The organism is Streptomyces sparsogenes, assembly GCF_001704635.1.
In the GTDB taxonomy this organism is placed as follows: Bacteria; Actinomycetota; Actinomycetes; order Streptomycetales; family Streptomycetaceae; genus Streptomyces; species Streptomyces sparsogenes.
In genome coordinates, this window is the sequence record NZ_MAXF01000095.1 from 160,341 (window position 1) to 172,584 (window position 12,244).

Annotated in this window: 9 protein-coding genes and 1 pseudogene; 4 read left to right on the forward strand and 6 right to left on the reverse strand. The window is 72.2% G+C overall.

Features of this window, described 5'->3' with window-relative positions; translation table 11 throughout:
- On the reverse strand, positions 1-267 hold the full coding sequence (locus tag BBH68_RS19855) for a putative ATP-grasp-modified RiPP (RefSeq protein ID WP_245738129.1): 267 nt from the start codon (positions 265-267) through the stop codon (positions 1-3).
- Positions 268-556: 289 nt separating this feature from the next.
- Here BBH68_RS19855 and BBH68_RS19860 point away from each other — a divergent pair, with 289 nt between their 5' ends.
- Positions 557-1,321 carry a GNAT family N-acetyltransferase gene (locus BBH68_RS19860; protein WP_065964335.1) on the forward strand — a complete coding sequence of 255 codons (765 nt, stop codon included), beginning with the start codon at positions 557-559 and terminating at the stop codon, positions 1,319-1,321.
- Positions 1,322-1,369: 48 nt separating this feature from the next.
- Here BBH68_RS19860 and BBH68_RS44515 read toward each other — a convergent pair.
- A pseudogene (locus BBH68_RS44515) lies at positions 1,370-1,752 on the reverse strand (transposase family protein); the annotation flags it as partial.
- Between the two features lie 80 nt (positions 1,753-1,832).
- Here BBH68_RS44515 and BBH68_RS44060 point away from each other — a divergent pair.
- Positions 1,833-2,126: a DUF6087 family protein gene (locus tag BBH68_RS44060; protein ID WP_076970763.1), complete on the forward strand. Its 294-nt coding sequence runs from the start codon at positions 1,833-1,835 to the stop codon at positions 2,124-2,126.
- 173 nt (positions 2,127-2,299) lie between these two features.
- Here BBH68_RS44060 and BBH68_RS44065 read toward each other — a convergent pair whose 3' ends face one another.
- The 4 genes from BBH68_RS44065 to BBH68_RS19875 all read right to left on the reverse strand — a co-directional run bounded on the left by BBH68_RS44065 (position 2,300) and on the right by BBH68_RS19875 (position 9,152).
- A complete protein-coding gene (locus BBH68_RS44065) occupies positions 2,300-2,434 on the reverse strand; it encodes a hypothetical protein (protein WP_281182486.1) in 135 nt (44 codons plus the stop codon).
- 129 nt (positions 2,435-2,563) lie between these two features.
- The gene (locus tag BBH68_RS19865; protein ID WP_065964340.1) at positions 2,564-5,656 is read right to left on the reverse strand and encodes an AfsR/SARP family transcriptional regulator; all 3,093 of its coding nucleotides are present in this window, start codon (positions 5,654-5,656) and stop codon (positions 2,564-2,566) included.
- Positions 5,657-5,700: 44 nt separating this feature from the next.
- Entirely contained in the window at positions 5,701-6,294 is a 594-nt protein-coding gene (locus BBH68_RS41525) for a hypothetical protein (protein ID WP_141713027.1), read from the reverse strand.
- Between the two features lie 254 nt (positions 6,295-6,548).
- On the reverse strand, positions 6,549-9,152 hold the full coding sequence (locus tag BBH68_RS19875) for a SpoIIE family protein phosphatase (protein WP_079151090.1): 2,604 nt from the start codon (positions 9,150-9,152) through the stop codon (positions 6,549-6,551).
- 232 nt (positions 9,153-9,384) lie between these two features.
- Here BBH68_RS19875 and BBH68_RS19880 point away from each other — a divergent pair, with 232 nt between their 5' ends.
- A complete protein-coding gene (locus BBH68_RS19880; protein ID WP_065964344.1) occupies positions 9,385-10,776 on the forward strand; it encodes a pyridoxal phosphate-dependent decarboxylase family protein in 1,392 nt (463 codons plus the stop codon).
- A 309-nt stretch (positions 10,777-11,085) separates the two neighbouring features.
- The gene (locus tag BBH68_RS19885; RefSeq protein WP_065964345.1) at positions 11,086-12,036 is read left to right on the forward strand and encodes a nitroreductase/quinone reductase family protein; all 951 of its coding nucleotides are present in this window, start codon (positions 11,086-11,088) and stop codon (positions 12,034-12,036) included.
- Positions 12,037-12,244 lie beyond the last annotated feature (208 nt).

Sequence of the window (12,244 nt, forward strand, 5' to 3'; positions counted from 1 at the left end):
TCAGTCCGACTCGTAGTCGGTGGTGTTGTCGTCCTGGGTCTGCGGCTGCGGGGTCTGCCCGTCGCCGCCGCCGGACACCGAGGCAGTGCCCTTGGTCTTGTTGGTGCCATGCTTGCCCATCTCCACCACTTGGCCGGCGGCGTCGGTGTAGCGGGCGGTCTGCGTGGCCTCGTCCAGCGTCACTGTCGCGTACGCCGGCGGGGCCGCCGGCAGCCGGTCGGTGACCAGCCGCATCGCCCACGGAGCCTCGGGTGCAAGCGTCTCCATACGGAATCCCCTTCCCTCACATCCGGCGGGTAGCCAGGCGGCCCCGCCTGATCAGAATCTGCCCACCGCACAGGCCTGACCAGTAGCGCAGGTGTCGCATATCGTGGCATAAAAGTTACACTGGGTGACGCCGCGTTGGAAGGGCGAGCATCGCTGGCTGGGGCGTGTATCGAAAGTGCTGGTCACCGGCGTGGCACCGCCTAAAATGACATGCGCTCTATGTCCGGTCGTGCTGGGATCAATCGCTATGGATGATCATTCCTTTGATGAAGCCGACTTGACGGACAGGATGGAGCGGAACCTGGCGGAACACGCCTGTCATCTGCACCGGAGTATGTCTGGCGCGACCGTCACAGAGGCTGGTGACCTCCTGGTCGTGGACAGTGGCCTGGACGACGACACGTTCAACATCGTTGCCTCGGCCCGCTTCACCGCCGCCAGCGCCGCGGCCCGCATCACCGAGACCGCTGGGACACTGGCCGGCACCGGCCGCCGTTTCTCCTGGTGGGTGGGGCCGGCCTCGACACCGCTGGACCTCACCGCCCGCCTGACGGCGGCCGGTCTGCCGGTGTCTGAACGCGAGACGGCGATGTGGGCCGAACTGGACGACACCCTGCCTCCTCCCGCCGTCCCGGGACTGGACATCCGGATCGTGACCACGCCCGAGCAGCTCGCCGACTACGCCACGGTCCTCGCCGCGAACTGGAACCCGCCCGCCGAAACCGTCCGCGGCTTCTTCGCTCGAGCCGCCCCGCAGGCACTGGCCGCGACCTGCCCGGCCCGGTACCTGGTGGGCTACGTGGAAAACCGTCCGGTCTGCTCCGCCGAGGTGTTCCACCACGCGGGAGTCGCCGGCATCTACAACATCTCCACCCTGGCCGCCCACCGCCGGCGCGGCTACGGCGGTGCCATCACGCTCGCGGCCCTCCGCACGGCCCGCGAGCGAGACCACCGCATCGCGGTCCTACAGGCGTCGGCCGACGGCGAGCCCGTCTACCGCCGCCTGGGGTTCCGCGCCTGCGGCCAGTTCGTCGAACATGCCATCACCCCCTGACCGCCAAGACTCCACGGGCTGTCCGTTCGCCATCCCTGAATGGGCCGGTCACAGCCACTCATTGATGGCCGCTACGAGGACAGTGGCCTCGTAGCGGCCCGCGAGCTTGTCGTATCTCGTGGCCACAGCTCGGTTCCTTTTGAGGCGGTTGATGCCGCACTCGACGGCATGCCGGGCCTTGTGGTCCTCGGCGTTGAACTTGGGCGGCCGACCACCGCGGGAGCCGCGCTTCTTGCGGTTGCGCGCCTGGTCGGCCTTGTCCGGGATGGTGCAGCGGATGCTATGGACATGGGGTTTTGGCCCTGCTCGTCCGCCAGGTGCAGCTTGGTGGTGAACCCGCCCCGCAAGCGTCCCAGTCCGTGATCACCAGGCTCGGTGAACATGCCGCCCGGCGGTTCTTTCTGTAGTTCACCCTGCCGACGAGCTCCGGCGGTCGAAGAGGTCCGGGGACGTGCGAAGGACCTCGCCGGTGCCAGGCCGACGACCGTCGCGGCCTGAGACCATCGGAACCATGGGCAAGCACCGCCGACCCGGGCCACCGAACCAGCCATCCCTTACCACCGCACGTCTCGACCCCGACGACCCGCTCGCTGCATACGTCAAGAGACGACGTGCGCCCATGGACCAGTACCGGCGCCACCGCCCGCTGCACGGTGGCGCCGGCCACCTCCACCCCAGCGAAACGAGGGTTCTGGAAGAGTGGAGCGGTTTCGGGTACGAACCGGTCGGTACCGCTCCCGATCTCGCTGCGGCGCAGGCGTGGGTGCGTGATCTCGATCCCGGCACAGCGGATGGTGAAGAGTAGAGGCAGCACCCGCCGTTGCACGGCGGGGCGGCCTTTTGCTCCTTCGCCTCCCGCCGACCCGCATCGCCATTCCTGACCGGCTGGGCGAGAGACGTGAGTAAACGTTCCGGCACTGGCAGGGAAGCCTGGTCGGGAGGCGAGGCGGGTCATCGGCGGACACACGAACTGACAGGTTAAATGATTGAATTATGGACGACGGCGGCCTGTGCGGCGCGCGGCGGAGCGGACGGTATGCAGATTGCCGTCACAAGAAAAACCGCGGTCGCGGTCAGCAGAGCGGCTGCGGGCTTCATGATCGCTTGCTTCATGCGGAGGAGTGAACACCATGGTCGTCCAGTTGCCAAAATGGATCACTCGTAGGTGTGAAACTTGCTGGTGGCGCGGCGGTTGAGCGCCGTGGTGAGGTAAGATCCACTGGCCTTCGGGATCACAAATGCTTACTTCCCGCTGGCCGTCGCGCGGTCACGCATGCTGAGCTGCAAGCGGATGTCGGTCAGGGTGTCGAGCGCGCGCCGCTGCTCCTCGGGGAAGCGGAGTCGCCGGGCGAGGTCGAGGGCTGCTTCGAGATGGTCTGACGCGGATTGCAGGTCCCCCAGCCGGAGTTCGGTCAACCCGAGGCAGCGCAACGCCTGGGTCTCTTCGAGCGCCGCTCCTATGCTCTTCGCCAAAGCGAGCGCGCTTCTGTGGTGTACTGCCGCTTCGTGGTCTCTTCCTGCCGCATGGAATGCGGATCCTATGCTGTTCAGGGCGATGGATTCATTCCGTCTGTCACCTAACTGCCGGAACGAGAAGAGGGCTTGCCTATACAGGTCCAGAGCCGCTTCAAGGTCTTCCGGAAGGTTGAGGATATTGGCCAGGTTGCATTGGGCAACCGCCTGATCCGAGCGGCTTCCGGTCGCCGTGCTGATCCGGAGTGAGTTCTCCAATGCCTGGCGAGCGGATTCCCGGTCTCCGGTGCTCAGAAAAAGATCCGACATGTTGTTCAGTACGTGCGATTCCTCTCGGTGGTCGCCGACCTCCCGGAATCCTTTGAGTGCGGCTTCGAAAGAATCCTTGGCGGACAGGTGGCTGGCCAGGTGCAAGAGGGTGATGCCCAGATTGTTCTGCGACCGAGCAACTTGCCACTGATCGCCTGAGCGCGAACGGATTTCCAGAGCCTCCCGCTGAAAGGTGAGGGCCTCGTCCAGGCGGCCTAGATGCCAGTGCAGGACTCCCAAGAGGTGGACCGCTTCGGCCTCCGCTGTTGGGTCATGGAGGTTCTGCGCGAGTGTCAGCGCCCGACGGGCGCAGTCCACTGCCTGTGGATAGCGCGCGGAGTGGGCCAGGGTGGCGCTGAGGTCGATCAGGGCGCGGGCCTCCGCGCGGGGGTTGTTGGTGGTGCGCCAGTGGGTGGCCGCGTGGTCGTGCATGCGCTGGGCTTCGGCCCAGTAGCCCTCGGCGTCCAGGAAACCGGCCAGGACGTGGGCGAATTGGGCGGCCTGGGCGGGGTGGTGGTGGGTGCGGGCGTGGCGTTCGGCGGCGACGAGGGCGGTGCGTTCGGCGGTGAGCCAGCGCTTGGCGTCCTGGGCGTCGGGCCAGGTGGGGAGGGGGCAGGGGGAGGGGGCGAGGTGGAGGTCGAGGCGGGCTCGGCGGGGGTAGATCATGCGGTCCGCCTGGGCGGCGGCGTTGAGGTGGAAATCGATGAGCCGCTGGACCGCCCGATCGCGGTCCTCTTCGGTGTCCTCGGCGACCGTGAGGGTGAGGGCGTATTCGCCCAGAAGATCGTGGAAGCGGTAGCGGTCGGGCGCGGGTTCGGAGAGAAGGTGCGCGTCCAGGAGTGATTCGATGATCCGCTCGGTCTCTTCCAGGGGCAGGCCGGTGAGCGCGGCGGCGGAGTGGGGGCCGAATTCGGGGGCGAGGTGGAGGCCGAGGAGGCGGAAGACGGTTTGCTGCTCGGCCGTGAGGGTGTTGTACGACATCTCGAACACGCGGGCGATGTCGGTGTATACGTCGCGGATTTCGTTGAGCCGGCCGTGGGCCCGGGACAGGCGTTGAATGAGGTGGGAGGTCGTCCAGGAGGGACGGGAGACCATGCGGCCCGCGGCGAGTTCGAGGGCGAGTGGCAAATGGCCGCACAGCCGGGCGATATTCGCCACGTCGTTCGCGTCCTGGCTGCGTTCGGGCCCCACCAGCCGCCGGAAGAGGGCGGTCGCGTCGTCCGTCGGCAGCACGTCGAGGAAGAGCGGGCGGACGCCGGGGAGGCCGGCCAGGCGACGGCGGCTGGTGATGATGATCAGCGAGGAGGAGCTGCCGGGGAGCAGCGGACGTACCTGCTCGGGGCCGGCGGCGTCGTCCAGCACGATCACGGCGCGGCGGGAGGCCAGCATGGTGCGCCACAGGGACGTCAGCTCGTCCAGGTCGTGCGGGACGGCGGTGGCGGGGACGCCGAGGAGGCGCAGCAGGGTGGTGAGGGCCGCCTCGGGAGTCAGCGGGTGGCGGCCGGCGGAGTGGGCCTGGAGGTCGATGTAGAGCTGACCTGCGGGGAAGCGCTTGGCGAGGCGGCGGGCGGCGTGCAGGGCCAGCAGGCTCTTGCCGACGCCGCCCATGCCGGTGATGGTCTGGAGCGCGATCACCGCGCCCCCGTCTTCGGGCGCCTGGAGCACGGCCTGCAGCGTGCCCATCTCCTCGTGGCGGCCGACGAGTTCGGCGTGGCCCGGCAGGTTGTTCGGGGCGGCGGTGGCAGCCCCGGTGGAGGTGGCGGTGGCGTTCGGGGCGTGGTCGGTGAGCAGCTCGCTCACCGGGGCCCGGTTCAGGATGAGCCGGTGCGCGCGGGACAGGGCCTCGCCCGGGTCGGCGCCCAGCTCCTCCTTGAGGCGGCGCCGCGCGAGATCGTACGTGCGCAGCGCGTCGGCCTGCCGGCCGCTGCCGTACCCCGCCACCATGAGATGGCGGATCAGGGTCTCGTCGGTGGGGTACCGGGCGACCAGCGCCGACAGCTCGCCCACCAGCTCCGCGAAGCACCCCCGGCGGAACTCGATGGCGATCCGGGTGAGGGTCGCGGCCAGCCGGCCCTCCAGCAGGGTCGCGCGGACGTTCTCCGCCCACAGGCCGCCGAGCCCGGCCAGCGGCTCGCCGCGCCACAGGCCCTCCGCCTGCCGCAGCAGTGCCAGGGCCTGGGCGTCGTCGCCGCTGTCGGCAAGCGACCGGGCCTGGGCGACCAGCCGGTTGAAGCGGTGCCAGTCGACGGCCTCCGGATCCACGGCCAGGGTGTACGTGTGGGCCCGCTGCACCAGCAGCGACGGGCTGCCCGGCGCGTCGGCCTGCGGCAGCCGCCGGCGGATCTTGGCCGCGCAGGAGTGCAGGCTGGCCCGTGGCTTGCCGGGCGGATCGCCGTCCCACAGCTGCTCGATCAGGGTGTCCAGGGCGACCGGTTTGCCCACGTCGAGGGCCAGGGCGGCGAGCATCAGGGCGATCTTGGCGGATCCGAGCGGGTCGGGGCGGCCCTCCGTACGCAGTTCTACGGGCCCCAGGATCGAGATCTCGAAGTCCACCAGCGCTCCCCTATATCGCCGGTCCGCAACGCTCCGTAAGGGCATCATGACATCGGGACAACTTTGGTCACCAGATGGCCTTCGCGGCGAGCGGGGGCAGGAGGGGCAGGAGGGGCAGGGGAGGCAAGGGGGGACAAGGGAGACAAGGGGGACAGCGCGACGCCGGCCCAACGCGCGCCCTGTGCGCCGGGCGCCTCGCCCGCCGGCTCGCGACCGGGCCACGGGAAGGCCCACTCCGCCCCGGCCAGCGCCGGGAGCGGCAGCCCCGCCTCCACCCACGCGTGCAGCACCGAGGCGATCAGCGCGTGCTCCCGCCCGGAGACCGGGGGCCCGCCGGCCGCCGTCACCGCGACCGGCGCGCCGCCCCCGCGCGCCAGGGCGACACACCGGCCGCCGCCGTCCGCGCCGTCCGCGTCCCGGACCGTGGCGAGCAGGCATCCGGGGTACCGGCGCAGGACGCGGGCCGCGTGCCTGGGGTCGCCCACGCTGCCGTACAGCACATCGGCGCACGTCAGCGTTGTCGCGTCCGCGGCGCCGCCGAGGTCGACCCGCAGATGGCCGTCGGCCGGCGGGTAACCCGCCGGGCTCTCGGTGATCAGCGCCAGGTACGGGCCGAGAGCGGACCGTACGACGACCATCGCCGCGCCGCCGCCAACCGGCCCCGTTGCGTGTACGGGCTTCGGCCCGGGCGCCCCGAACCCGTCGGCTGGGCTTTCCATCACGGACATGCCGTCCCCCCGTCTCTCGCGGTCGTATGTCTCGCGGTCCGCTACGGAGCGGTCCGCTACGCGAGGGGCATGCCCGGCCGCGCGGGCGAAAGCCTTGGCGGACCCTTGCCGAAACCTTGCGGCGCTTGGAAGGAACGCCCGGAAGGCCCGGCGGCGAGGGGCGGTCAGGCAGGCGACGGCGGGGGGAGGGCCTGTTCGGCCCAGATCGTCTTGCCGGTGGCCGAGTGGCGGCTGCCCCAGCGGCGGCTGAGCTGGGCGACCAGGAGCAGTCCGCGGCCGCCCTCGTCGAAGACGCGGGCGCGGCGCAGATGGGGCGCGGTGTTGCTGCCGTCGGAGACCTCGCAGATGAGCGTCCGGTCGTGGATCAGGCGTAGCTGGATGGGTGCGGTGGCGTGCCGCATGGCATTGGTGACCAGCTCGCTGACGATCAGTTCGGTGGTGAAGACGGCCTCGTCGAGCCCCCAGGCGAGCAGCCGCTCCGTGACGTCCCGGCGGGCGCGGGCGACGAGGGCGGGGTCGTCGGGGATGTCCCAGGTCGCCACGCGCGAGGAGTCGAGGCCGCGGGTGCGGGCCAGGAGGAGGGCAACGTCGTCGGGCGCGCCCTGCTCGGGGAGCAGCGCCCGCAGCACGCATTCGCACCGCGCGTCCAGCGAGGGGGCGGGGCGGGCCAGCGCCTCGGTGAGGGTGCTGAGCCCGGCGTCCAGGTCCCGGCCCCGGCCGCCGATCAGACCGTCGGTGTAGAGGGCGAGCACCGTGTCCTCGGGCAGGTCGAGCTCGATCGCCTCGAAGGGGAGCCCGCCGACGCCGAGCGGCGGGCCGGCCGGCACATGGACGGGGCTCACGGTGCCGTCGGGGTCCAGCAGGACCGGCGGCGGATGGCCCGCCCGGGCCACGGAGCAGCGGTGGGCGACCGGGTCGTAGACCGCGTACAGGCAGGTGGCGCCGACGTCCCCGGTGGGCGCGCCCGCGCCGCCCTCGGCGGAGAGGTGGATGACGAGGTCGTCGAGGTGGGTGAGCAGCTCGTCGGGCGGCAGATCGACGTCGGCGAGCGTGCGTACCGCCGTACGCAGCCGGCCCATCGTGGCCGAGGCCTGGATGCCGTGGCCGACCACATCGCCGACGACCAGCGCGATCCGCGCCCCGGAGAGCGGGATGACGTCGAACCAGTCGCCGCCCACCCCCGCGTACGGCCCGGCGGGCTGGTAGCGGAAGGCGACCTCCACCGCGGTGGGTCCGGCCAGCGCCTGGGGCAGCAGGCTGCGCTGCAGGGCCAGGGCGGTGTCGCGCTCCCGGGTGAAGCGGCGCGCGTTGTCCAGGCAGACGGCCGCCCTGGTGGTGATCTCCTCCGCGAGCAGGATGTCGTCCTGGGTGAACGGGTCGGGCCGGGTGTGGCGGGAGAAGACGGCCACGCCCAGGGTGACCCCGCGGGCCCGGATGGGCACGGACATGATCGAGTGGAAGCCGTGGACGCGCAGTGTGGTGGCGCGGGCGGCGCTCTCGGACGCCCAGCGACTCATGGCGGGGTCCGTCGTCGGGATGATGACGGGGTGGCCCGCCGTCAGGGACACGGTCTGCGGGGAGTACGACGGATACGTGTCCACCTGCCCCAGCTTGACCACGGCCTCCGGGGCGCCGGGGAGGACGGACTGATGGGCGGCGCGGCGCAGCACCACCGGGCCGGTGAGCGGGCCGGGCGGCGGCTCGCCGAACGGCTCGTCCTGGTCCAGGCGCTCCAGCAGGTCGACGCTGACGAAGTCGGCCAGGCCCGGGATGCCGACGTCGGCCAGCTCCTGGGCGGTCCGCGTGACGTCGAGCGTGGTGCCGATACGGACGCTGGCCTCGCTGAGCAGCAGCAGCCGCTGCCGGGCCAGGTACTGCTCGGTGATGTCGTGGGCGGCCAGGCAGACGCCGTGCACCTCGCCGTCGGGGGTCTTGAGCGGGGCGAGGCGGGCGGACCAGGCGTGGGCGTGGGCCTCGCCGCCGACGCGGCGGTGTGTCTCCACCACGCGCCGCTCGCCGGTGCGCAGCACCTCGGCCATGTGGCGTTCGAGCTCTTCGCTCTCCAGCCGCCCGCCGATCTCCGACAGCCGCAGGCCGCGGATCTCCTTCTCTGGCAGGCCGATGACCTGGGCCATCTGGTCGTTGATCTTGCGCAGCCGCAGCAGGTCGTCGTAGATCGCCACCGGGCAGGGGGACTGCTGGGACGCCAGCGCCTGCAGGGCCTCGTCCTCCGCCTGCTCGATGACGTCCTGGATGTTCCTGGTCGGCTCGGCGGCCCCGGTGGCCTTGGGGTTCCCGGTGGGCTCGTCAGGGCCCGGGAGCGGGGAGACCAGCAGCCAGTCGCCCGGCCCGTCCGCGCTCGGCGCGCCGCGGTGGGCCAGCAGCCGGACGCGTACGGGGTGGCCGTCGCGGTGCCGCAGGGTCAGCGTGCCGTTCCAGCGGGGGAGGGCCGCCGCGGCCTGTACGGCGTCGGGGGAGACCTCCTCGGCGAGCAGGGCGGCGGCGTCCCGGCCCACCACCTCCGCGGGAAGGTGGCCGAGCAGCCGCCGGGCGCCCTCGTTCCAGCTGGTCACGACGGCGTCAGCGTTGATCGTGGCCCTGGCCGTGACCGCCTCGTCGAACGGGTCGTGCCCTCGGCCGCCGAACCCGCCGCCGGAACCGCCGCCGGGTCCGTCGTCGAATCCGCTGGATCCGCTGGATCCGCCGGGTCCGCCTGGCCCGCCGCCGGGTCCGCCGTCGAAGGGAGGGGCGCTGTCGTGGCCTGTCATCGTCGTCTGTCCCACTTCACCACCGCCTGGCCCCGGTTTCCGGGGAGTAGCCGGTCGCAAGGGCCCGCAGAACCAGCGTCGTGCACATCCCGCACCACATCAACCGGGGTGCGCGGCAGGTCCGTGTCGCCCACGGGCGGGTCCAGTTTTTCGGGATTGGCCCGAGCTTCTTGATCGCCCGCGCGCCTACTCTCGGCCCGAGCCCCCCACCGAGACCGGGAACGGAACCCACATGGACCCTCGACTCGCCCACGACCTGGCCGACCTGCCCGACGCCCTGGACGCCACCCGGCTGCTCGCCACGGGCCTGCTCGACGAGCTGGCGGAGCGGCCGGTCATCCCCTCCGTACGGCCGCCCGAGCCCGAACCGCTGCCGGGCGAGGGAGCCGGACTGCGGGCCGCGCTGGAGGAGTTCGCCGAACGCTGGGAGCCTGCCTTCGGGGCCAGCGCCGGGCCGCGCTACCTGGGGTTCGTCACCGGCGGCAGCACCCCGGCCGCGCTGGTCGGCGACTGGCTGACCGCGACCGTGGACCAGAACTCGAACTCGTCGCTCGACGGCGCCGGGCAGCACCTGGAGCGCCAGACCGTCGGCTGGCTGCGCGAGCTGTTCGGCCTCGGCGCGGCACACGACGGCGCGTTCGTCAGCGGCGCCACGATGTCCAACACGGTCGGCCTGGCGATCGCCCGCGAGTGGCTGGGGGAGCGCCGGGGCGTCTCGGTCGCCGAGGCGGGGGCCGCGGCCCTGGGGCCGGTGCGGGTGCTGTCCGGCGCCCCGCACTCCAGCGTCGCCAAGGCCCTGTCCGTGCTCGGCCTCGGCCGCTCCGCCCTCGTCCCGGTGCGGACCCTGCCCGGGCGGGAGGCGGTCGACCCGGCCGCGCTGGACGAGGCGCTGGCCCAGGCGGACGGCCCCTGCGTGGTCGTCGCGAACGCGGGCACGGTCAACACCGTCGACTTCGACGACCTGCGCGCCGTCGCCGCGCTGAAGGAGCGCCACGACTTCTGGCTGCACGTCGACGCCGCCTTCGGCGCCTTCGCCGCGCTCTCCCCGCGCCACGCGCACCTCGTGGCCGGGCTGGACGCGGCCGACTCGGTCTGCGTGGACCTCCACAAGTGGCTGAACGTGCCGTACGACAGCGCCGTCCAGTTCACCCGCCGCCGCGACCTCCAGGCCCGCGTCTTCCAGAACGCGGCCGCCTACCTCGGCCCGCTCGGCGACACGCCCGACCTCGTCCACCTCACCCCCGAGAACTCCCGCCGCCTGCGCGCGCTCGCCGCCTGGTTCACGCTGCGCGCGTACGGCCGGGAGGGGCACCGGGACATCGTCGAACGCTGCGCGGACTGCGCGCACGCGCTGGGCGAGGCCGTGGACGCCACCCCGGGGCTGCGGCTCCTCGCGCCGGTCCGGCTGAACGTCGTCTGCTTCACCCTGGCCGAGGACCCGACCCCCGAACGGCTCGCCGCCTTCGCCGGGGCACTGGCCGACGAGGTCTTCCTCACCCCGACCGTCTACGCCGGGGTCCCTGCGCTGCGGGCCGCCTTCAGCAACTGGCGCACCACCGGGGAGGACGTGCGCCGCATCGCCGAGCGCCTCGGGGCGGCCGCCCGGGCCGGTGTCCCGCGTTGACAGGGGGATGATCATCCGGCTGTAATGGCGCGCGGTGCCACGTGGCGTCGGCCAGAGAGCAGTGGGCAGGCCGACAGCCGGGTGAGCACCCTTCACAAGGGACCACGCCATGAGTACGTACTCCGCGCCCTGCGTCTGACCTGGGCGCCTCCGCGCGCCGTCCCTTGTCCCACCGCCTCAGGACCTCAAGCCTTCGGCCGTTGGTTTCTTCCGCACCTCCGGACGAGGGTCGCGCGCCTCACCGCCGTCGATCATCGCCGCGGCCTCGCTCGCGGCGCACACACACCTCTTCCGGAGATGCGACACCGCATGCCCACACCCTTCAACCAGCAGATCATCGAGGAGTTCCGAGCAGCCGGCGGAAAGGTCGGCGGCCCCTTCGAGGGTGGCGACCTGCTGCTGCTCACCACCACCGGCGCCAGGTCGGGGAGGCCGCACACCACCCCGCTCGGCTACGTCCGCGACGGCGACCTGCTGCTCGTCGTCGCGTCCAACCTCGGCGCGCCCCACCACCCCGCCTGGTACCACAACCTCCTCGCCCATCCCGTGGTGCGCGTGGAGATCGGCACCGAGGCGTACGAGGCGATCGCGGTCCCCGCCGAGGGGGAGCGGCGGGACGAGCTGTTCGCGCGGGTGGTGCGGGTGGCGTCCGGGTACGGCGACTATCAGAGCCGTACGGAGCGCACCCTGCCGGTTGTGGCGCTGGAGCGGCCCGACCACACGGCGGGGGCGCCCCGCGAGATCAGGACGCTCGCCGACAAGGTCCTGGAGATCCACACCTGGCTGCGCGGCCAGCTCAGCCACATACGCGAGGAGGCCGCCGCCCACCTCGCCGCCCGCGCCGCCCACCAGGGCCCGGGCGAACCGCCGCCGCCGGGGCTCGGCCTGCAGATCCGGCAGCACTGCCTGGCCTTCTGCGAGGGCCTGACCCACCACCACGGCGGCGAGGACAAGGCCGTTTTCCCCGCCCTCGCGGCCCACCACCCCCAGCTGCGGGAGTCCCTCGACCGGCTCAGCGAGCAACACCGGACGCTCGCAGGCCTCATGGAGCGGCTCCTCGCCCTGCTGGCCGACCTCACCACCGCCGACCCCGCACGCTTCCGGGCCGAGCTGGACCGGATGACCGAGGAGCTGACGCGACACCTCGACGACGAGGAGAAGTGGCTGCTCCCCGCGCTGGCGGAGATCCCCTTCCCACCGGCGGCACCGGCGGCCCCGGCGGCCCCGGCGGCGGCCGTGCCGACCGCCGAGGCCGGCTGACCGCACCCCCGCCGAGGCGGCCGGCCACCCCGCCCGGCCGCCTCCGCGGGCCCGCCGACGCCTCGCACCGCGCGCCTTGACCTCCTCCACCGTGGTGGGGCGGCTGGTGGTGCCGGCGACTTTGCCCGGGAAAGCCGACCCCTGGTGATCTACGCGGCCTGCCGCGCTGGCGATCGGGACGAAGCGGGATCATCGAGGCGCGGAAGAC

Excerpts from the sequence above, each read along its gene's own strand:
- BBH68_RS44065 (WP_281182486.1), bottom strand. The coding sequence starts at position 2,434 with ATGAAGCAAGCGATCATGAAGCCCGCAGCCGCTCTGCTGACCGCGACC.
- BBH68_RS19855 (WP_245738129.1), bottom strand. The coding sequence starts at position 267 with ATGGAGACGCTTGCACCCGAGGCTCCGTGGGCGATGCGGCTGGTCACC.
- BBH68_RS19860 (WP_065964335.1), top strand. The coding sequence starts at position 557 with ATGGAGCGGAACCTGGCGGAACACGCCTGTCATCTGCACCGGAGTATG.
- BBH68_RS19880 (WP_065964344.1), top strand. The coding sequence starts at position 9,385 with ATGGACCCTCGACTCGCCCACGACCTGGCCGACCTGCCCGACGCCCTG.
- BBH68_RS44060 (WP_076970763.1), top strand. The coding sequence starts at position 1,833 with ATGGGCAAGCACCGCCGACCCGGGCCACCGAACCAGCCATCCCTTACC.
- BBH68_RS19875 (WP_079151090.1), bottom strand. The coding sequence starts at position 9,152 with ATGACAGGCCACGACAGCGCCCCTCCCTTCGACGGCGGACCCGGCGGC.
- BBH68_RS41525 (WP_141713027.1), bottom strand. The coding sequence starts at position 6,294 with ATGGTCGTCGTACGGTCCGCTCTCGGCCCGTACCTGGCGCTGATCACC.
- BBH68_RS19885 (WP_065964345.1), top strand. The coding sequence starts at position 11,086 with ATGCCCACACCCTTCAACCAGCAGATCATCGAGGAGTTCCGAGCAGCC.